This window comes from Metapseudomonas phytobenefica, from assembly GCF_043392685.1.
Lineage (GTDB): Bacteria > Pseudomonadota > Gammaproteobacteria > Pseudomonadales > Pseudomonadaceae > Metapseudomonas.
This window is the reverse complement of record NZ_JBHZGM010000010.1, coordinates 113718-135674: the sequence shown is the minus strand read 5'-3', so window position 1 is coordinate 135674 and position 21957 is coordinate 113718. Positions and strand designations below refer to the sequence as shown.

Here is a 21957-nt window from a genome sequence, read left to right as displayed (position 1 = left end):
GGATTAACGTCAGGGCCAACAAGAACGCCAATGTGGCCTGTGTGAGGAGAATCAACGTGGATTTCACTGGAAAGGTTGTCATCGTGACCGGCGCGGCCGGCGGCATTGGCCGTGCTTCGGCGATCCAGTTTGCGCGCCTCGGCGCCAAGGTGGTGCTGGCGGATGTCAATGAACGAGGCCTTCAGGAAACCCTGGAGCTGATCGGCGGCGAAGCCCTGGTGGTGCTTACCGACGTGGCCGATGAGGCGGCCTGCCAGGCCATGGTCGACAGCGCCATGAACACCTTCGGACGCGTTGACGTGCTGTTCAGCAATGCCGGCATCTCCGGTGCGCGTGCGCGGACCGCCGAGTTGGCCCCGGCGGAGTGGCGCCGGGTCATCGACATCAATCTCAACGGTGTCTTCTACTGCGCCCATGCGGCGATTCCGGCCATGCTCGCCAGTGGCGGCGGCGTGATCATCAACACCGCCTCTGTCGACGGTCTGGTGGGTATGTCCACCCTGTCGCATTACACCGCGGCGAAACACGGTGTGATCGGTCTGACCAAGGCCTGCGCGCTGGAGTACGGCAAGCGGAACATCCGCAGCGTTGCCATCGCGCCCGGCTTCATCCAGACCTCGATGACCACCGACAACCTCAGTGAGAGCGAGCGTGCGCTGTTCGCCTCGCTGGCCTCCCACGTGAGCCGCGCGGGTCAGCCGGAAGACGTGGCCAACCTGGTGACCTGGCTGGCTTCGGACCAGGCGGCTTATGTGAATGGTTCGGTCCACACGGTGGATGCGGGCCTGATTGCCGGATTCGCCCTGCCGGAATGACTCCGCGCGGCCGCTGTCGTCCCCTGGTGGGCGTCGGCGGCCGCTTTTGCTTCGCATACTCCTCGACGCTAGGGGGACAGATGTGCGGCGCTGATTTATTCTCGTGCGGCTAGCCCCTGGAGAAGGGCCCACGCACATCAGGCTGTTGCAATGCTCGGAAACCTTTCCCGCCAGGAGACAGCCTGGATGAAGTGGCGGGCCGGCGCATCGCGTGCCACGCTGAGCGGCGGTGCAAGATCGCAAAGTGCCTAGGGCATGACCTTCTCCCCATAACAAGAAAATGCCCAGGCATTGGAGTCGTCGGCCATCGCTGGCCCGGCCCGATCACCCAGTGCACGGGACCGCAGAGAGGCATCGCCAACGTGGATCGGATAGAGCCCGAACTGGTTCTCAAGACAACGCCGCCCCGCAATCAGAAGGGTACTCAGATGCGCGAGCGGCTCAGCATCGATTCGCCCGATCTGGCTGACCGCTTGGCCATTTCGGTGCACGCTCCGGCCGGTTTCGGCAAGACCCTGCTGCTGGCGCAATGGCGCCGCGAATTTCTCTCCCGCGGTGCGGTGGTCGCCTGGCTGACCCTCGATGCCCATGACGATGGCAGCCGCTTCGTCCATGGCCTGGCCGCCGCCATGGCGCTGGGCAGCGGGCGGCAGTCTTTTGCGGTGAACGCCGGGCGGACGATGCCCCCTGCCAGGGACGGGCTCGACGGCCTGACCGATTGGCTGGCGGAAGTCGCCGACCTCGGCGTGGAAACCGTGCTGATCCTCGATGAGGCCGATACGCTGCCCGAAACCACCACCCGTTATTCGTTGACCTATCTCCTGCACAACGCACCGGCCAACCTGCGCGTGATCATGGCTTCGCGCAGTCGTCTGAAGCTGCAGGTGGCAGATTTGCTGGCGCGCGGACTGTATGTCGGCATCGCGGCCGATGCCCTGCGTTTCCGCGTCGAGGAGACCGTGGCGATACTCGCCAGTCGCTTTGGATCGCGCATTGATCCAGACGGCTGCGTGCATCTGCACGAGATAACTGAAGGTTGGCCGTTGGGCCTGCAACTAGCGGTTGCCGCCATTGAGAAGAGCAGCAATCTGATAGCCGCCATTGACGAGCTCTCGGCCTGTTCGGGCGATATCCAGCGTTACTTCGTCGATAGCCTGGTCGCCCAGTTGCCGGTCGAGCAGGTGGAGTTCCTTACCTGTATTTCACTGCTGGACATGGTCCATCCATCGCTGTGCGCGGCGCTCACCGGCGATGAGCGCGCGGATCAGCTGTTGCGCGGCTTGTGCGCGTCGACGCCAATTTTTGCCGAGGGGCTCGACAGCGACTGGGTGCGCATCCATCCCCTGGCGCGGGAGTTTCTCCAGGCACGCTTTGCTGGTCTGTCGGCCGAGCACCGCCAATTGCTGCATGAACGGGCGGCCAACTGGCTCGAGGAACACGCATTCTTTGAGGAGGCTGCGCGCCAGTTCCTGCAGGCCGGCCAGGCGGAGCAGGCTTATCGAAATATCGAACGCTGCCTGTACGAGATCACGATACGTGGGCAGTTCGGCCGGGTTAAGGACTGGCTCGACGAACTTCCCGCCGAGGAGGTGGAGTCGCGCCCGAGGATGTGCGTGGCCGCCGCGTGGGTTCTTGCGCTGAGCGAGCGGCATGTGGAGGCGCTGCGCCTGGTGGACCGTATCCAGCAGGACCCGGCCGCCGACGAGGACATGCGCGGGGAAGCAACGGCCATCGCCGCCGCGGCCTATTACTTTGCCGACCGCCCGGACGAGTCGTTGCGAATCGCCGCGCCGTGGATGGAAAAGCTGCCGGCCGGCTCGATCAAGCTGCAAGCCATGCTCGCCAACCAGGTCGCCGTACTCCTGCTGCTCCAGGGGCAGCCCGAGAAGGCGCGGCGGGTCTACCAGCGGACCCCCAACTACCTCTGGACGCCACAGCTCGATGCCATCCGTGGATTCGGTAAATGGGTGTTCGGCATGTCGTATCTGTGCGAGGGGCGCATCCAGCAGGCCGAAGCCGCGTTTCGCGACAGCCTGGCGCATGCCGAAAAGGACATCGGGCGGCGCAGTTCGGTGGCGGTGATCCTGGCCTGCGGCCTGGCCACGGCGTTGCTCGAACGAGGTGAGGTTCAGGAAGCGACCACGGTGCTGGCAAACCGGCTGGATGTGATCGAGCGCCTCGCGTCGCCGGATGCGATCTCAATGGGTTTTCTCACCGCGGCGCGGCTGGCCGCATTGCAAGGGCAGCCGCATCGTGGCCACGACCTGCTGGAAGCCTTGTCGGCCTTAGGCGAAGAGCGCGGCATCCCACGCTTCTGCATAGTCGCCCTCGGCGAGCAGATCCGCCTGAATGCATTGCATGGCCGGGGCGACACCTGCCAGGCACTGTGGCGACGATTGGAGAAATGGATACCCGAAGCGGTGCGCCAGGGGCACGGGCTGCTCGGATCGGAGCTGGGCATCTCGGTCGGCCTGGCCAGGGTCTATGTCCACCTTGCGGCGCGGGACTGGCCGGCCATGCTGTTGGAGCTGAACATGACCAACGAGATCGCCGAGCGCTTGCGTCGGGGCCGCGAAGTGGTCCAGTTGAAGCTACTCAAGGCGTTGGCCCTCAAGGAATCCCGGCTGGACGGGCTGCCTAGCCTGAAGGAAGCGATCAGCCTCGCCGATGAATACGGTTTGCGGCGCATCGTTCAGGACAGCCACCCTGACCTGGCCCGCTGGGCAGAGCAGATTCGTCTCGACGGCACCCCGTCACCGACGGAGAACCTAACTCCAGCGGCACAGCCTGCGCGTCTGGAGGCGGTTCCCATGGCCGTGTCGCCTAGCCGCCTGCTCACCCCCAAGGAGCGCGAAGTCCTCCAACTGCTGGCGCGCAATCTGTCGAACAAGCAGATCGCCCAGGCGCTGAATGTCGGCGAGGAAACCGTGAAGTGGCACCTGAAGAACCTCTTCGGCAAGTTCCAGGCCGGCACCCGCAAGCATGTGGTGGATCGCGCCTACATGCTGGGCATTCTCGAATCGGCAGGTTGACCTGGCCACTGTGGGAGCGACTTCAGTCGCGATGCGGGCCTGACGCGACGATTCGCGAATGAATTCGCTCCCACAGTAGGGTGCGCTGTCCGCATCAGCGACTCGTGGGGGGCGGGCGGCGGTGCGCATGGCGCACCCTACAACCGCGCTCGGTGGCCCGGATGCCATCCGGGGAAATCCAACCGCCGCTCCTGGATTTCATCCGGGCTACTGTTCTCTCCTGCCTCCTGCACAAGCCCCCGAAATCCATGCCCCCCAGACACCACCCATACCCCCTGTCGTTGGGGGTGGCCGCTTGGAGAACTACCCATAGTCTGACTCGCAAGTCGAGGCACTGCTCCCCTAAAGGCGGGCGGGGTGCCTCTTGTATCGGGTCGCGAACGACTTTCCGCTGAATGCGGGTAATCGAGGGGTAGGGTCATGGCAGATAGCGTGCTGGTCGCAGGGGTGGGGATGACGCCGTTCGTTCCGCTCGGCACTCGCGACAGTACCGCTGCGCTGGCAGGCCGGGCGATTCGCGCGGCGCTCGAAGATGCCCGCATCGACTACGACCTGGTCGACCAGGTGTTCACCTCGTGCGTGCAGTGCGAGGCAGGAAGCGGCGAGCGGGTACTCGCCCACGTTGGCCTGACCGGCGTGCCGATCTTCAATGTCAGCGATGGCTGCGCGTCGGGCAGTAGCGCCCTTCAGTTGGCGCGCCACGCGGTGCTCTGCGGCGAGGCCGAATGTGTCTTGGTCCTGGGCTACGAATGCATGCCGGCAGGCGTGACCAACCGCGCATTCTTCGGCATGGATGAATACCCCAGCGTGGAGTGGGACAGCCTGCACCATCGCAGCGACCCCTTGGCATCCCTTCACCGCCGGCAGCATCCGGCGGCGCTGTTCGCCTCCCAGACCAACTGGCTGCTGACCCGCATGGGGATTGCCGAAAGCAGTTTCGAGCAAGTGCTCGGCCATGCCCGAGGCCAGGCCAGGATCAATCCCTATGCCGTGCTGAATCGCTCGTCCTGCTTCGACGGCTGGCTCGCTCCCTACCTTTGCCCGCCGGCCTGCGGAGCTGCGGCGGTGCTGCTCTGTTCACGGAGCTTCGTGGCCCGCTACGGCGCCCGTCGCGATGTGGCCCTGCTGAGCTGCGCGCGCAGCAGCGACACAACCTCGGAACTGGAGTCTGCCAGCGTGCTCGACGTGCTCGGGCGCGCCGCCACCCGCCGGGTGGCGCAAAAGGCCTACGAGCAGGCCGGTATCGGGCCCGACGAGATCGAAGTGGTGGAACTCCATGACCAGAGCGTCGGTGATTTCATGATCAACAGCGCCGCCCTGGGTTTTTGCCGTGAGGAGGAGCTGGACCAGTTCGTCCTGCAGAACTTCAGCACGCGTGGCCGCCAGGTCGCGGTATGTCCCTCGGGCGGCCTGCTGGGACGCGGCCACGCGCCCGGCGCCACGGGGTTGGCGCAGATCACCGAGCTGGTCTGGCAACTGCGCGGCCAAGCCGAGGGCCGCCAGATCGCAGGCGCGCGTACCGCGCTGCAACACAGTTCGGCACTGGGCCGATCGGTATCGGTAACTGTCCTGCAACGCACATTGGGCTGAGCGGGCATGGGACGCGTGAATGTCGTTTGGTGAAACAACAGAGAAGGTGAGCAAGCTAGATGAATAACAACAATAAGACCTGTCACACGAATCTGCACCGGGGCCTGCTGGCGACCGCGATCACGGCAGGGCTCGGACTCTCGCCGGTGCACGCGTTCCAGTTCGACACCGGGAGCGAAGACTGGGCCGTGCGCGTCGACAACACCCTCAAGCTGAACTACGCGCAGCGGGTGGAAAGCGCCAACTCCAAGCTGGCCAATTCCTTCAACAACAATGACGGTAACCGCAACTTCTCCGCCGGCAGCGCGGTGTCCCAACGCATCGACCTGCTCACTGAACTGGACGTGATCTACAAAGAGCAGATGGGCTTCCGGGTCAGCAGCAACAGCTGGTATGACCATGCCTATGACAAGGTCGGCAGCGCCAACGCCGCGACCAACCAGCTCAATGACGGTCGCCCGGATTCCCGCAGCCTGAGCGGCTATGCCGACCGTTACTACAACGGCCCTTCCGCCGAGATTCTCGACGCCTTCGTCTTCGGCAGTGTGGAGTTCGGTGAGCAATCCCTGCTCAGCGCCAAGCTCGGCAGCCATACCCAGTACTGGGGCGAAGCCATCCTCGCCTTCGCCCACGGCAACAGCTACGGCCAATCCGGCCTGGATATCTCCAAGGCGCTGGCGGTGCCTGGCACCGAGGCCAAGGAGCTGTTCATCCCGCGCAATCAGCTGTCCGCCAACCTGACGGTGACGCCGGAATTCAGCCTAGGCGCGCAGTACTTCCTCGACTGGGACCCGTCGCGACTGCCGGAGTCCGGCACTTATCTCGGCTTCAACGACGGCATCCAGCACGGCGGCGACGACCTCTCGCTGATCGGCGGCGTCAACCCGTTCTTCGGCGCGCCGGGGCCGATCGGCGCCAACCAGTTCCTGCGCCTGACCAATGGCCACGCTTTCACCCCGGACAAGCGTGGCGACTTCGGCCTGATGGCCAAGTGGAGCCCGGAATGGCTCGACGGCACCCTGGGCGTCTACTACCGCAATACCTCCGACGTGCTGCCGAACCTGGCCCTGCAGCCTGTCACCGTCGGGCCTGTCCAGCTGGTCTCCGGCAACATCGGTACCTACAACCAGTTCTACGTCGACGACATCGACGTTTACGGCATCAGTCTGTCGAAAAGCATCGCCGGGGTCAGCGTTGGCTTCGACCTGAACTACCGCGAAAACATGCCGCTGGCCAGTGTGCCGGCCACGGTCAGTCCGGCGGGGGCGGCGGCCGGGCTGCCCGGGTTCATTTCCAGCTTCGACGGCGACAACGCCGTGGCCCGGGGCAACACACTGCACGCGGTGCTAAATGGCCTGGCCACCTTCGGCGACACGCCGGTCTGGGACTCCGCGTCGCTCCTGGTGGAACTGGCCTACAGCCGCTGGCTGGACGTGACCGAGAACGAGCAGCTGTTCAAGGGCGAGAGCTGGTACCGCGGCGTCGACAAGGTGACCAAGGACAACTACGTCCTGGGTATCAACTTCAATCCGACCTGGTACCAGGTCCTCCCCGGCATCGATATGTACCTGCCGGTCAACTACAACGTCGGCCTCAAGGGACATTCCGCCGTGCAACTGGGCGGCAACGAGGATGCCGGCAGCTACTCGGTCGGGGTTGGCATGGATGTGCGCAACCAGTACCGCTTCGACCTGAAGTACGTGGACAACTTCGGGCCCTTCGACACCTGCGACGCGGCAGGAACCGCCCCCGCAGGCGGCATCCAGGGTGAGGGCGCAACCCCCGGCGCTAACGGCATGTACAACTGCACGGTGGGGCAGCCCACGGCATTCGCCGGCGTTCCGTCGCAGCTCAAGGATCGCGGCATGGTCACCCTGACCTTCAAAACGACCTTCTGATCGAACCACTGCCTGATCGCAGGAGAATACCGATGAAATTCGTCAATACACTGCTGGCCGCCAGCCTCTCGGTGGCCATGACGGGTATCGCCCACGCGGCGGTATCCCCGGAAGTCGCCGCGAAGCTCGGCACCACCCTGACCGCGGTTGGCGCGGAGAAAGCGGGCAACGCCGATGGCAGCATCCCCGAGTACCAGGGCGGCCTGACCACGCCGCCGCCCAGCTACCAGCAAGGCAGCACTATGCGCCCCGATCCCTTTGCCGGCGAATCGCCGAAGCTGGTGATCGATGGCAAGAACGCTGCCGAGCAAGCGAGCAAGCTGACTGCGACGACCCTGGAGCTGCTCAAGCGCTTCCCCAGCTTCCGTGTCGACGTCTTCCCGACCCACCGCACTGTGGGCCTGCCGCAGAAGCTGCTCGACAACACGGCGAAGAATGCCGTTGGCACCCGCATCGCCGAAGGTGGCCTCGCCCTGGAGAATGCCCTGCCAGGTGTGCCCTTCCCGATTCCCAACGACGGCAATGAAGCCATGTGGAACCACCTGTTGCGCTACCAGGGGCATGCCACCAGTCTCAAGTACGACTCCTGGAACGTCGACTCCTCGGGTCACGCGACCTTGGCGACCACTGGCAACGTCTTCATCGAGTACCCGCTGTACGACCCGAGCCGCAACGAACCGGCGAAGGCCAGCGATCTCTTCTTCAGGACCAAGATCAGCTACACCGGACCGGCTCGTCGTGCCGGCGAGGCGATCCTGGTGCAGGATGCGGTCAACCCGCTCAAGCAACCCCGTCGCGGCTGGCAGTACCTGCCAGGGCAGCGTCGCGTGAAGCTGGCGCCGGATATCGCCTATGACACGCCGAACCCCGGTTCCTCCGGCAGCTCCACCTATGACGATGCCTGGGTGTTTAACGGTGCGCTGGATCGCTACGACTTCAAGCTGCTGGGCAAGAAGGAGATGTACGTCCCCTACAACACCTACAAGCTGAACTACCACGAGAAGGCGGCCGATATCACCACGCCGAACCACGTCAATCCCGACCTGGTGCGCTGGGAGTTGCACCGCGTGTGGGTGGTCGAGGCGACGCTGAAACCCGGCAAGCGCCACATCTACAGCAAGCGCACCTTCTACCTCGACGAGGACAGCTGGATCGCCTTGGCGTCCGACGAGTATGACGCCAACGGACAGCTCTACCGCGGCTCCTTCGCCCACCTGGCGTTCAGCTACGACGTGCAGGCGCCCAACTCGGACAACCACATGATCTACGACCTGGTTTCCGGCAGTTACAACATCACCGGCATCTACGGTCCCCATGGCGGCCTGAAGTACATCCAGCCCTTGTCGAAGGCGCAATGGTCGCCTGAATCCCTGGCCGGCACGGGCATCCGCTGATGCGACACCTTTGAGCGTGGTTTTCGTCACCGTGGGGCGTGCCCTCGGTGGCGTATTTTTTGAGATGCAGCCGATGAATATCTACAAGTGGATGGTGCTTGCCGCGCTGGCCCTGGCAGTGGCGCTGCCTTTCACCCGGCAGGTGGTGGCAGGGGAGTTCGCGGATACGCTGGACACCCCCGCGCTGCACAGCAACCTGGCCGTCCAGGGCCCGCTGACCGGACTGGCAAGTGCGGGTGAGCGTCTGGTGGTGGTTGGCCAGCGCGGGCACATTCTTTATTCCGATGACGCCGGGCGGCGCTGGCAGCAGGCCGAGGTGCCGGTCAGCTCCGACCTGGTGGCGGTGCACTTTCCCAGCGCCAGCCAGGGGTGGGCGGTCGGCCACGATGGCGTGGTCCTGCACAGCGCCGACGCTGGGACTACCTGGACCCGGCAGTTCGACGGCCGCCAGATAGGCCCACGGATGCTCGCGCATTACCAGGCCATGGCCGCGGCCGAGCCGCAGAACGAGGCTATCGCCGCGCTGGTCGCCGAAGCGCAGCGGATGACGGAGGAGGGCGCGGACAAACCCTTCCTCGATGTCTGGTTCGAGAACGAGCGGGTCGGCTATGTGGTCGGCGCCTTCAACCTGATCTTCCGTACCGACGACGGCGGCCGCAGCTGGACGCCCTGGATGGAGCGCACCGAGAACCCCGGCGCGTTGAACTTCTATGGGTTGCATGCGGTGGGCGATGACCTCTACATCGTCGGCGAGCAGGGCCTGGTGCTGAAGTTGGATGCGGCCAGTGGGCGTTTCAAGGCTGTGGTAACGCCCTACGAAGGCTCCTATTTCGGCGTCATCGGCAAGCCGGGGATGGCCCTGGTCTACGGCCTGCGCGGCAACCTCTATCGGAGCCTCGACCGTGGCGCCAACTGGCACAAGGTCGAGCTCGGTCTGCCGGTTAGCATCGTTGCCGCCACCCTCGACCCCGCTGGACGGGTCGTCCTGCTCAGCCAGGCCGGCCATGTGCTGGTTAGCACCGACGACGGTGCCAGCTTCGCCGTGCAGCCGCAGGATGCCCTCGGCCCGGTCTCGGCAGTGTTAGCCAGCGGCGACTCGCTGGTGCTGGTGGGAACCCGTGGCGTACGCCTGCTGCCCCTCCAATGAGCCAACCCGACTTTCAGAGAGCCGCCAACCATGGGCAACTACGAACTCGACACCATGCCGGTGATCCAGGAGCTGAAGGGCTTCGATGCGCGCTCCGGCAATCTGTTGGAGCGCCTGATCTTCAACAACCGGCTACTGGTAGTGCTGGCGTGCCTGCTCGCCACCCTGACGCTGGGCTACTACGCCGCCACGCGCCTGACCCTCAGCGCCAGCTTCGAAAAAATGCTTCCGCAGAGTCATCCTTTCATCAAGAACTACCTGGATAACCGCCAGTCCCTGCGGGGGCTGGGCAACTCGGTGCGGGTCGTGGTGGAGAATAGCGGCGGCGATATCTTCGACCCGCGCTATCTGCAGGTGCTCAAGGAGGTCAACGACGAGCTGTTCGTCACGCCGGGCGTGGACCGCGCCTGGATGAAGTCGCTGTGGACCCCGGCCGTGCGCTGGACCGAAGTGACCGAGGAAGGCTTCCGTGGCGGCCCGGTCATGCCGGACGCCTACGATGGTTCGGCGCAGGGCATGGAGCAACTGCGGATGAACATCGCCCGCTCCGGCATCGTCGGCAGCCTGGTGGGCAACAACTTCAAGTCGAGCATGATCTTCGTGCCGCTGCTGGAGAAGGACCCGGTCACCGGCAAGGCCATGGACTACCACGCGTTCTCCCGCACCCTGGAAGAGAAGCTGCGCGACAAGTACGAATTCGACGGCGCGGCGCGGGTGGCGGGCGAGGAGGGCACGGGGCCGATCAAGGTCCGCGTCATCGGTTTCGCCAAGCTGATCGGCGACCTGCTCGACGGCCTGGTACAGGTGATGATGTATTTCGGCGCCGCCGCGCTGATCGCCACCGCCATCATCTACTTCTACACCCGCTGCGTGTGCAGCACCGCGCTGGTGATCTTCTGTTCGGTGATCGCAGTGGCCTGGCAGCTGGGGCTGGTGGCGCTGCTCGGTTATAACCTCGATCCCTTCTCGATCCTCGTGCCGTTCCTGGTCTTCGCCATTGGCGTGTCCCACGGCGCGCAGAAGATGAACGGCATCATGCAGGATGTCGGGCGTGGCACCCACCAGCTGGTGGCGGCGCGCTACACCTTCCGCCGGCTGTTCCTCGCCGGGCTCACCGCGCTGCTGGCTGACGCCGTGGGCTTCGCCGTGCTGATGCTGATCGATATCCCGGTGATCCAGGACCTGGCGATCACCGCCAGCATCGGTGTGGCGGTATTGATCTTCACCAACCTGGTGCTGCTGCCCGTGCTGCTGTCCTACTTCGGCGTCAGCCGCCAGGCCGCCGAGCGCAGCCTGCGTGGCGAGAACGACGAGCTGCGCGGCAAGGGCCTGGGAGCGCTGTGGAGCTTGCTCGACCGCTTCACCGAGCGCCGTTGGGCCGGCGCGGCCCTGGTAGTGGCCGGCCTGCTCGCCGTGCTCGGCTTCGTGGTCAGCCTGCAGTTGAAGATCGGCGACCTCGACCCCGGTGCGCCGGAGTTGCGCCCGGACTCGCGCTACAACCGCGACAATGCCTACATCACCTCCAACTATTCGCTGTCCAGTGACCTCTTCGCGGTGATGCTGAAGACCCCCACGGAGGGGTGCCTGAAGTACGAGAGCCTGGTGGAGGCCGATCGCCTCGGTTGGCTGCTGCAACAGCAGCCGGGTGTGCAGACCACGGTGTCGCTGGTGAACGCCGTGCGCCAGATCACCGCCGGCTCCTACGAGGGCAACCCGAAGTGGCTGACCATCGCGCGCAACCAGAACGTCCTCAACTACGGCGCCCAGCAAGCGTCGGTAAATAACCCGGAACTGTTCAACAACGACTGCTCGATGATGCCGGTGGTGGCCTACCTGACCGACCACAAGGCCGAGACCCTCGACCACGTGGTGAAGGTGGCCGAAGGCTTTGCCCGCGAGCACAGCACCGAGGACCGCCAGTTCATGCTCGCCGCCGGCAGCGCCGGGATCGAGGCCGCGACCAATATCGTCGTGCGCGAGGCTAACCGCACCATGCTGCTCTATGTGTACGGCGCGGTGATCCTGCTCTGCTTCATCACTTTCCGCAGCTGGCGCGCGGTGGTGGTGGCGGTGGTGCCGCTGATGCTCACCTCGATCCTCTGCGAAGCCCTGATGGTCTGGCTGGGCATGGGTGTGAAGGTGGCCACGTTGCCGGTGATCGCGCTGGGCGTGGGCATCGGCGTCGACTATGCCCTGTACCTGCTCAGCGTCCAGCTGGCCCAGCAGCGCGCCGGACTCTCCCTGGGCGTGGCGTACCGCAATGCGGTGGCCTTCACCGGCAAGGTGGTGGCGCTGGTGGGTATCACCTTGGCCGCCGGGGTAGTCACCTGGGCCTGGTCGCCGATCAAGTTCCAGGCCGACATGGGCATCCTGCTGACCTTCATGTTCATCTGGAACATGGTCGGTGCCCTGGTGTTGATCCCGGCGCTCTCTCACTTCCTTCTGCGCAAGGTTCGCTAAGGAGGCGAAAAAGCCCGGCACGCAAGCGCGTGCCGGGTTTTTTTGATGGGCTTCGCTTCGCTCTAGCGGGAGCGCCGTAGCGTGGGCTTTGTGTAGGAGCGAGCTTGCTCGCGAATGGTCTCGCTCGGATCGTTCGCGAGCAAGCTCGCTCCTACAGCTACTGCAAACCTGGCGATTCTCAGCCTTTCGTCCCCAGCGGCACCAGCAGCGGTCCCGAAATCGCCTGCATGATCAGCGAGGCTGGTTGGCCGTGGCTGACCAGCTTGGCCATGGTGTTCAAGTAGGGCGTCAGGTGGCGGAAATACTTCTTGTACGCCGGGCACAGGTAGTTCAGGCCGGGTTCGCCATCGGGCGTGGTCATGAAACGGTTCTTCGGGCATTCGCCATGGCAGGCGAAGCGGTAGTCGCAGTCGCGGCAATAAGCCGGCAACGCCTCTTCCTTGGCCGCGCCGAAGGCCTGCTGCGCGGGGGAAGCGAGGAGAGTGGCGGGATCGTCAGTCTGGATGTTGCCCAGTCGGTACTCCGGGTACATGTAGTGATCGCAGGAGTAGAGGCTGCCGTCATGCTCGACGATCGCCGCCTTGCCACAACGCGCGGCGAACAGGCAGACCGAAGGTGGCAGCTGGCACCAGGAGGCCAGTGCCCATTCGAAGTTCATCACGTGGACCTGGCCGACATCCTGGCGCACCCATTCGTCGAAGATGGCGATCAGGAAGTCGCCATAGCGCTCGGGCTCGACTGTCTGCGGCGTGACCGGTGCCGACTCAGGCAAGACACGCAGGCGCAGCTCTGGCGGTGTGGCGAAGTGCAGGCCGCGGCCCTGCTCGGGGGCGGAGGGCTGTCGCTCCACCACTGGATTGAACTGGATATGCCGCACTCCCTCAGCCTTGAGGAAGCGGTAGACCTCTAGCGGGTAGCGGGCGACCTCGCGGGCCACTGTAACCAGCACGTTGAATTCGACCCCGTACCTTTGCAGCACACTGAGACCTCGCATCACCTGGTCGAAGCTGGAGCGACCGCGCTTGTCCGGACGATGGAGGTCATGCACCTCCTGCGGGCCATCGAGGCTGAGACCGACCAGGAAACCCTCGCGGGCGAGGAAGTCGCCCCAGTCGTCGTCGAGAAGGGTGCCATTGGTCTGCAGAGTATTGCGGATGACCTTGCCGCCGGCGAAGCGGCGCTGGTAGTCACAGGCGCGCTGGAAGAATTCCAGGCCGAGCAGGGTCGGCTCGCCACCATGCCAGGTGAATTCCACTTCTGGGCCGGATTGTGCCGCGATGTAGCGCTGCACGTAGTCGCGCAAGACCTTGTCGTCCATGCGGAAGTGCTCGCGAGGTGGAAACTGCTGCTCCTTCTCCAAGTAGAAACAGTAGCTGCAATCGAGGTTGCAGATTGGCCCGACCGGCTTGGCCATGAGGTGCAGGCCCTGGGGCATGGGTTCGGGATTGTGCATCGTTGGGTCACCGCTGTGCCGACCGCCTGGCGAGCTGCCGCAGTCCGATGCAAAAGACTAGGCGGCAGTTGCTCGGCGGCCACCCCCCATGGCCGGGGGGATGGGCGAACGGCTGACCGCTCCCGGCCAGGCCGGGGCGGTCATGAACGCGTCAGGGGGTATAGGCGATGCGCACCTGATTGACCTTGCCGTTGAGCGCGAAGGGCGCGCGCTCGAAGTAGTCCAGGGTCACCGGCGAGCCCAGATCCACGGCCACATCGAAGGTTTCGCTGGCGGTGAAGGTCAAGGGGGGCGTGAAGGGCGTGGCGCCCTTGGCCACTTCCCGGCCATCCAGCAGCAGGCTGAGGTTAGCTCCCGCGCCGGGTTTGGACGATGCCATACGGGTCAGCACCTCGATGCTGGCCTTGCCTGCTGGCAGGCGGTCCGCCGAGCGCAGGATGGTGCGGGAAATCGCTAGCGAGTTGTATTCGTAGACCAGGTAGCCGTCGTCCAGGTACAGGCTCACGCCGCCACCGATACCGCCCATGGCGTAGAGCACGCCGCTGGCGTTCGCCGGCAGGTCGGCCTCCACCAGCACCTTGTTGTCCTGGTTGCGCAAGTTGGGCGCGGCGAACTCCGGCAGGCGCTTGACCCGGTCGCTGAAGGTCCATTCCCGTTGATGGGTGGCAATCCGCTCGTTCGGGTGGAGGAGAGGGTAGAGCCCGGCGCCGATCGGGTAGACCTTGTTGGACCTGGCCTGGGCGTCGAACTCCGCCTTCAGCTCGGCCAGCTTTTGCGGGTTGCTGGCGGCCACGTCGGTGGCTTGCGAATAATCCTTGCTCAGGTCGTAGAGCGCCCACAGGTCATTGGCTGGATTCCAGCCCATGACCTGGGAAAAACCTTGCACCCAGGGCTTGCGTGGGCCGAACACCGAGGCCATCCAGCCGTCCTTGTAGATACCGCGGCTTCCGAGCACTTCGAAGTACTGCGCGGTCTTGCGCGACTTGGCCTCGGCGTCGGCGAAGCTGTAGCGCATGCTCACGCCGTCCAGCGGGTCCTGGGCGATGCCGTTGACCTGCTTGGGCGGGGTGATGGCGAGGATGTCGTAGACGGTGGGAGCGATGTCGTTGACATGGTGGAACTGGCCCCGGACGTTCTGGTCCGCCTTGATCCCTTTCGGCCAGGACACCGCTAGCGGCGTGCGCGTGCCGCCGAAGTAGCCGGCGACCAGCTTGGTGCCGGGGAAGGGACCGGAGCCAGCCCAGGCCCAGGCCGCGTTGTACATGCTCTCCAACTTCGGCCCTCCCAGGGCCGGGAGGCCTCCGTACATGCCGTCGAGCACCTTCAGTTGCTGCTCCTTGGGCACCGGGATGCCGTTCTGCGCCAGCAGCTCGTTGATGGTGCCTTCCATGCCTTCGGCCGAGGCGCCGTTGTCGCCCAGCACGTAGAAGATCAGGGTGTTGGCGCGCTGGCCGGAGCGTTCCAGCTCGTCGATGATCTTGCCGGCCTGGGTGTCGGTGTGTTCGAGGAAACCCGCGAACACCTCCATCAGGCGCGCCTGGTAGCGCTGCTGCTCGGGGCTCAGGCTGTCCCAGGCCGGCAGTTCGGCGGGGCGCGGGGTGAGCTTTGCATCGGCCGGGATGAAGCCGAGGGCCTTCTGACGGACGAAGGTCTGTTCGCGATAGACATCCCAGCCGGCGTCGAACTTGCCCTTGTACTTGTCCGCCCATTCGGCGTTCACCTGATGCGGACCGTGCACGGCGCCGGGCGCCCAGTACATGAAGAAGGGCTTGTTCGGCGCGTAGGTCTGGTGATCCTGCAGCCAGTCCACCGCCTGAGCGGCGAGATCCTCGCTGAGGTGGTAGCGCGGATCACGGGGCGGTTCAATCGGCGTGGTATTACGGTACAGACGCGGTTCGTACTGCGAGGTCTCGCCGGCCAGGAAACCGTAGAAATGCTCGAAGCCGTAACCGGTCGGCCAGGTATCGAAGGGACCGGCGGCGGTGGTGTGCAGTGGTGGTGTGTTGTGCCATTTGCCGAAGGCGGCGGTGTTGTAGCCGTACTGCTTGAGCACCTCTGCCATGGTCGCGGAGCTTTTCGGAATCTCGCCCGTGTAACCGTCCCAGTCCGTGGCCAGTTCGGCGATCACGCCGTTGCCGACCCGGTGATGATTGCGCCCGGTGAGCAGCGCGGCGCGGGTGGCGGAGCTGATCGCCGAGGTATGGAAGGCGTTGTAGCGCACGCCGCTGTCGGCGATGCGGCTCAGGGTCGGCGTATGGATACTGCCACCGACGGTATCAGCCTGGGCGAAGCCGGCATCGTCGAGCATGATCACCAGGATGTTCGGCGCATCGGCCGGCAGGTGCGACTGTTGCTCGCGTTTCTGGTGCCGGGAATCCTGCAACGTCGGCTTGGCGTCGCTGGCCGAAGGCGTCGGCGGGAATGGCAAGGTGTCCTGCGCGCCAGCGATGGAGCTGATGGAGCTGGCGAGCACCAGGCTCAGCTTCACGCTGAAGTGCCCGGACAGTGGCAGCTTCTGGGTCATGGGCGGGTCCGTTCTTGTTGTGTATGGCACTGGCGAGTGGGGCCTGCGCACCAGGCGCGGCCCCCACGACGATCAGATCGAGAAACTGGTGATGTCTCGGGCTTCGATGCCATTGGCTGCGCAGAAGGCTCGGTAGCGCTCGACCCCGGATTTCCAGTTCTCGATGGCGAAGAGGTTGTCGTTGTCGTCGAAGTACAGCAGGTCGCCCTGGGTGATGTTCAGGGTGATGATTTCGTCGCCGTACTCAGGCAGCGTGGTGGGGGTGTGGCTGGTGCCGGCCGTTTCGAACACCACGCCACCCTCGCGGGAAACCCAGTCGTGTTCCAGATACTTCCAACCGCCCTTGATGGTGTAGACGATGACCGTACCCGAGTGGTGGTGACGGGGCAGGGTAGTGCCGGCAGGCGCCTTGAGCAGTGTGATGGTCTCGCCGCGCACCGGATCGCACTTGATGTATTTGAGCAATACCTCGTTGCTGTAGGGCGCGAATGGTACCCAGGGCAGGTCTTCGTCGTTGATGGCGGCGGTATCGATGCTTTCGTACAACATTTTTGTCGTTCCTCGGGATGGGTTGGAATCGGTCGCCCGCCTGGGCGATTACCCGGACGTGCTGGGCGTAGCCTCCAGGCATCACCCCCCCAACGAAGAGTAGGGTGGGTGGCGCCGGGCTCCGGGTGTGGTTGCGTGCGGGGTTCAGGTCCTGCCGTGCAGTGCTGGTGCCGGCAGGGCGGTCTGCTGGTAGTAGCGCCAGAACAGCAGCGCATAGACGATGTCGCCGATTGCCAGCGCGGCCAGGGGCCAGTCGAGGTTTCCCGCCAGCCAGTGGCCGTGGATGACCACGACTACGAGCAGCTTCAGGACCATCCCGAGCGGGATGTACGGGCGGTAGCGCAGCGGGTCGCGGGCGATCATCCAGTAGGCCAGGGCGAAAACGACAACGACCCCCATGGTGATCTGGATGAACAGGGTGGCCGTGGGCGTTATCTCCAGTCCCATCAGCCCGGCGACCGGCTCCATGGCCACCAGGAAGGGCAGCCCGGCCAGCAGGTTGAACCAGGCGGCGGAGAGAAACAGCCAACGAACATGACCGTCGGACATGGGGTATTCCTCGGCAGGAGACGGCGGCAGGGCTCGCCGCCGTCAGATCGGCGAGATCAGAGCTTGCTGACGGTGGCGCGTGCCAGGCCGCGCTCTTCGCAGAAGCCCAGTAGATAGCGGTGGCCGAAGGCCTTGGAACCGGAGGCGAAGCCGACCCTGGCGACCTCGCCGTCGAGCAGCTTGATAACGCCTGCGGTCTGCAGCGCACCGGTGGTGATGTAGGGAGTGGTACCGAACACCTCGGCGCGCACGGCAGAAAGCTGGCCGCGGCCGATGGCGGTATCGACGGTGCGCGTCAGGGTGGTGCGCTCGCGCGGTGGCATGCTCGGGGTGGTCGCTTCGACAATGCCCTTGAGCACCTGGTCCTGGGCTTCGATTGGCAGGTGCTTGTACTCGGCCTCCCACTTTTCGCCGAGCGCATGGACCATCTTCATCGCATCGTTGTCGTAGAAGCCGACGCAGGAGACGCAGGAACGCACGCGCGGATCGTTCTCCAGGTAGATCGGTAGCGAAGTGCCGCCCCAGGGCAGAGCAAATACCGGTTGCATGAAGTGCGGCGAATGGATCTGGAACGAAGCGCCAACCGGGTGCGGCACCAGTTTCTTCTCCCAGAGATAGCAAGGCACGGCGCGGTACATCTCGAAGATCGACGCAGTGGAACCCACGGTCACCCCGGCGCCCACGCCGCGAGGGCCACGGCACAGGGCCGAGGTTTCCAGGGCGTCGATACCCGGCTGTTCCAGTGCGAGCTCGGCTGCGATTTCCGAAAAGGTGTTCATGTACGCAAGCGAAGGGGAAACCAGCAGCCCAGCCTGGCGGTAGAGCTCGCCGAATTGATCGCGGACTTGCCTCACGTAGGCTTGCTCGCCCGTGGTGTCGAGGTGGTGGCAGCCAGCCTTGAGTGCGGCTTCCACTGCAGTCAGGCCGAATTTGGAGAAGGGGCCGACGGTGTTGCAGACGACCTTGGCACCCTTGAACGCCTCGACTAGCGATTCGACATTGTGCTCAGCCTCGATGATCTCGTAGGTGGCCGACTCCAGGCGTACCACGCGTTGCGCCATCATTTCGCGCACCCGCCCGGCGTTGCGCGCCACGGCGGTGAAGGGAATGTTCTGGTCGATCAGCCAATCCATGGTCAGCATGCCGGTGTAGCCACTGGCGCCGTAGACAACGACGGGGTACTTAGCCATTTAGTGTGTTCTCTTGTTCTTGCTGTTGTTGAAGGAATACGGGGCAGGGGAGCGATGCTGGTCAGTGAAGGGACGCAAAACCCACTGCGGGCGGGAAGCAGGCAGTTCGGTTTACCTGGCACTCATTTGCGGAAAGGTGCCGGGACGGTATCCACGTGGCGCCGAGGAAGGTGGCGATTACGACCAGTGAGGCGACGGCCGATAGCACGATTGTCGTTTTCATCTTCTTCACCTGCTGTTCGAGCAATGACTGAGCTCAGCAGGTGCGGTTCGCCGCGCCGGGTGGAGTCGAATCCAGCACCTGTTGACTGGATTGAAAGATAGAGAGCGGGTGTTTTTTGACCCCCCCCACGCCGAGGGGGCGCATGGACGCACGCATCCGGCGCGCGAGTGCTGCCGGAGATGTTTCCGCAAGCGCAGATTGCAGTGTCTTCTCGAACGCTGAGGGGGGGCTCAGCGCGAAGCTTGCTCAGTTGGGGTTGTAGAGCTCCATGCGGACTTCAACGTACTCGACGGAAGTTCACCGAACGCCCTGCGATAGTCCATGGCGAAATTGCCCAGATTACCGAATCCGCACTTATAGGCGACCGCGGCTATGGTCGTCCCCGGTTGGCCGCTCAATAGCATCTGGCGTGCGTGGCGAAGGCGTACCTGCTTCACGAAGCCCATCGGAGAGTAACCGCGATTTTTCTTGAAGGAATGGAACAAGCTGCGCACGCTGACATTGGTAAGTTGCGCCAGGCGTTCCACTGTGATGGGCTGGTCCCAATGAGCCTCGATGTACTCTTCCGCAAGCCGGACTGTTCTGGGTGCGATATCGCGGTGCTGACCACTCAACAAGTGACTGAGATTATGGCGGCTCGTCTTGAGGAACATGACGATCAGCGCCTGCTCAATCTCACTCAAGGTGGTCAGCGGAATACCGGCCTCGCACTCTTCGGCCTCCCCGATGAGAAAGCACAACAGCCGCCACCATTGTCGGCCGAGCGGATTCTCGAAGTCGAAGGCCGGGTCGAAAATGACCCTCCCGTTGACTTCAGCTCCGACTAGGCAGGCGAGCTTTCGCTCGACTACAGAGGCGTCCAACAAGACTGCAAACTCCTCGAAGTCCGGACCGGAGTGCAACTCGGTCCGCTCACCCGGTGATGCAATCAAGCCTTGTCGTCCGGCAAGGCTCACCTTCTTGCCCTGCGTTTTGCCCCAGCCGGTTCCGGCAACGGCAATCGGTATGGCGTAGCCGGCCGAAGTGTCGGGGTAATAGGACTGATCCACTGCGCTCCCAAAGCTCACATAGGAAATTGCCATATCGTTGAGCTGGCAATGGTTGGCGCGGGCGCGAAAGCCCTTGTAGTCATCAGCGACGGAAAAATGCAGCTCACCGTAGAAAGGGCTGGCCGCCACTCTCATCTCTTCGACGTCGTCGGTCCGGATGACCGCAAATCGATCGAGTGGTTTCCTTTCCATCTGAGTATCCATTGGTGTCCCCAGCGACCTGACGCTGCCGTCTGCAACCGGATGGCAACCTCCGGCGCGAATCACGTGTTACGCACACCCTTTCACAATTCGGGCAAAGTTTGCACTCGAATGGTAGACGGGGTCTTTTCCCCGGCGAAAGAATATAGCGGCTAGTTGCCACATGCACAGCACCCCCTCGAATCAAGACGGAACGTGCTTTTGACCAGCCCCAGGAACACGCGGTTTCTACGATAGCGGCTCGGTTGTACTACGCTGGCAGAGGGGTACGCACTGTCCCCATAGTTCAAAAAGGGGAGTTCATAAGAGTGACGGGGCTACGGGTAGCGCAGAAGGGGTAGTTGCGCACACCGAATCGGACTGGAGCCTCCTTCACAGAAAGCCCGGTTTTTTTCAACGCCGGATTTCTGACCGGTTTTATACCTATCTTGCGTCTCTTCAACCCGCTATCCGCTTACTTCGACACGTCCTGGCGATCAGGTGAAATCAAAGTGGTGAATCAGGAGAGACACATGGCTGCACGTATCGCAAACAAGGATAAATGGATGACTCCACGTCTTTACATGGCAGTTTCAGCAGCCCTCATGATGTTGCCCGGCCAACTGCTGGCGGGAGGCCTGATGCTCTATGAGATCGGCACGGACAACGTGGGACTGGCAAATGCGGGAGCCGCAGCTAGAGCCCAGGGACCCGCCACCCTCGCCAGCAACGTGGCGGGTATGGCCTGGTTGCCCGGTACGCAGATCACCGCTGGCGCCCAGGTGCTGCACAGCAACCTGGACTTCGAGTTGGACGAAAACACCAACGTCGCAGGGGGAGACAGCGGCAACGCGATGGAGTGGTCCCCAGGCGGGAGCTTGTTCGTGACCCGGGAAATCGGCGATGGCTGGACGGTCGGCTTTGCCAGCTACGGTGACTTCGGCCTCAATCTCAATTATGAGAATGACTGGAGCGGCCGCTACTTCCTGCAGAACGGCGAATTGCTCGGTATGTCGCTCATGCCGGCACTGGCCTATCGCCTCAACGAGCAGTGGGCATTCGGCGTTGGCCTGCGTGCTTTCTATGCCACGCTGGATACCCAGTTGGCCGTGAACAACGATCCGCTGGGACTGCTCCAGCGCCCGGACGGCCAACTGAAATACCGGGACCATGATTGGGGCTATGGCGGCAATCTGGGGGTTGTCTATGCCCCTGCTCCCGGGACGCGATTGGGCCTGAGCTACACGAGCGAGATCGACGTCGAGTTCGAGGATGGCCTGGACCTTCAGGGTGTCGGCCCCGTGACGACCCGTTTGCTGCGCGATCGCGGACTGCTGGACGCCGCCACCCGCATCGATATGCAGGTGCCACAAACCCTGACCTTCAGCCTCTACCACCAGCTCGACGAGCAGTGGGCACTCCTGGCCAGCGCCAATTGGCAGGACTGGTCCAGGTTCGGTGAGGTGGGCGTCGATCTGGACAGCAACCAGCCCCGCTCAGCAACGCTTGAGGCGAATTATCGCGATACCTGGCATCTCTCTGTCGGCACCCAGTACCGGTTCGACCCTCGGTGGATGTGGAGTTTCGGCGTGGGCTACGACAGCTCGCCGGTGGATGACGAGGATCGCACGCTCACGGTGCCGATGGCAGAAACCTGGCGCTTCGGCACGGGCCTGACGTATGCATTGGATGCCCAGACCGAGATGAACCTGAGCTATGAAATGGTCTGGCTCGGGGACATGGAGATCAGCCAGGAGAAGTCGCTCCCACTTGATGCGCCCCAGCGGGTTTCCGGCGAATTCGACAATGCCTGGATCCAGGCGCTCAGTGCCAGCGCTACCTGGCGCTTCTGAGTGTTGTGAGTGGTGGTCCGTGACGCGGTTGGATGCACAACGCATGCATGT

General features: G+C 63.9%; 14 protein-coding genes. 8 read left to right on the top strand and 6 right to left on the bottom strand.

The features are described from left to right. Window positions 1–56 precede the first annotated feature (56 nt). The 7 genes from ACFW0B_RS11170 (at window position 57) to ACFW0B_RS11140 (ending at window position 12336) form a co-directional block, all read left to right on the top strand. The gene (locus tag ACFW0B_RS11170; protein ID WP_449148024.1) at window positions 57–815 is read left to right on the top strand and encodes an SDR family NAD(P)-dependent oxidoreductase; all 759 of its coding nucleotides are present in this window, start codon (window positions 57–59) and stop codon (window positions 813–815) included. A 428-nt stretch (window positions 816–1243) separates the two neighbouring features. Further along, window positions 1244–3847, top strand: a complete 2604-nt coding sequence (locus ACFW0B_RS11165) for a LuxR C-terminal-related transcriptional regulator (protein WP_449148022.1) — start codon at window positions 1244–1246, stop codon at window positions 3845–3847. Window positions 3848–4267: 420 nt separating this feature from the next. Beyond that, window positions 4268–5437 (top strand): thiolase C-terminal domain-containing protein, encoded by a 1170-nt coding sequence (locus ACFW0B_RS11160; protein WP_449148020.1) that lies wholly within the window; start codon window positions 4268–4270, stop codon window positions 5435–5437. A gap of 59 nt (window positions 5438–5496) precedes the next feature. Continuing rightward, entirely contained in the window at window positions 5497–7335 is a 1839-nt protein-coding gene (locus ACFW0B_RS11155; RefSeq protein ID WP_449148018.1) for a DUF1302 domain-containing protein, read from the top strand. Window positions 7336–7367: 32 nt separating this feature from the next. After that, window positions 7368–8729 carry a DUF1329 domain-containing protein gene (locus ACFW0B_RS11150; RefSeq protein ID WP_449148016.1) on the top strand — a complete coding sequence of 454 codons (1362 nt, stop codon included), beginning with the start codon at window positions 7368–7370 and terminating at the stop codon, window positions 8727–8729. A gap of 73 nt (window positions 8730–8802) precedes the next feature. Next, window positions 8803–9876, top strand: coding sequence for a WD40/YVTN/BNR-like repeat-containing protein (locus ACFW0B_RS11145; protein WP_449148014.1), 1074 nt, complete (start codon window positions 8803–8805; stop codon window positions 9874–9876). Window positions 9877–9906: 30 nt separating this feature from the next. Beyond that, complete coding sequence (locus ACFW0B_RS11140) at window positions 9907–12336, top strand: efflux RND transporter permease subunit (protein WP_449148012.1); 2430 nt, start codon at window positions 9907–9909, stop codon at window positions 12334–12336. A 178-nt stretch (window positions 12337–12514) separates the two neighbouring features. Here ACFW0B_RS11140 and ACFW0B_RS11135 read toward each other — a convergent pair whose 3' ends face one another. From ACFW0B_RS11135 to ACFW0B_RS11110, 6 genes are all read right to left on the bottom strand, one after another. Next, window positions 12515–13789 (bottom strand): anaerobic sulfatase maturase, encoded by a 1275-nt coding sequence (locus ACFW0B_RS11135; RefSeq protein ID WP_449148010.1) that lies wholly within the window; start codon window positions 13787–13789, stop codon window positions 12515–12517. Window positions 13790–13940: 151 nt separating this feature from the next. Beyond that, the gene (locus ACFW0B_RS11130; protein ID WP_449148008.1) at window positions 13941–16313 is read right to left on the bottom strand and encodes an arylsulfatase; all 2373 of its coding nucleotides are present in this window, start codon (window positions 16311–16313) and stop codon (window positions 13941–13943) included. A 72-nt stretch (window positions 16314–16385) separates the two neighbouring features. Next, the gene (locus tag ACFW0B_RS11125; protein WP_044872733.1) at window positions 16386–16862 is read right to left on the bottom strand and encodes a 2,4'-dihydroxyacetophenone dioxygenase family protein; all 477 of its coding nucleotides are present in this window, start codon (window positions 16860–16862) and stop codon (window positions 16386–16388) included. A 144-nt stretch (window positions 16863–17006) separates the two neighbouring features. Further along, a complete protein-coding gene (locus tag ACFW0B_RS11120; protein WP_449148006.1) occupies window positions 17007–17411 on the bottom strand; it encodes a hypothetical protein in 405 nt (134 codons plus the stop codon). 56 nt (window positions 17412–17467) lie between these two features. Beyond that, window positions 17468–18601, bottom strand: a complete 1134-nt coding sequence (locus ACFW0B_RS11115; RefSeq protein WP_449148004.1) for a saccharopine dehydrogenase family protein — start codon at window positions 18599–18601, stop codon at window positions 17468–17470. 453 nt (window positions 18602–19054) lie between these two features. Beyond that, window positions 19055–20077, bottom strand: coding sequence for an AraC family transcriptional regulator (locus ACFW0B_RS11110; protein WP_449148002.1), 1023 nt, complete (start codon window positions 20075–20077; stop codon window positions 19055–19057). Between the two features lie 560 nt (window positions 20078–20637). Between ACFW0B_RS11110 and ACFW0B_RS11105 the strand changes: the two genes are divergently transcribed. Next, complete coding sequence (locus tag ACFW0B_RS11105) at window positions 20638–21906, top strand: OmpP1/FadL family transporter (protein ID WP_449148042.1); 1269 nt, start codon at window positions 20638–20640, stop codon at window positions 21904–21906. Window positions 21907–21957 lie beyond the last annotated feature (51 nt).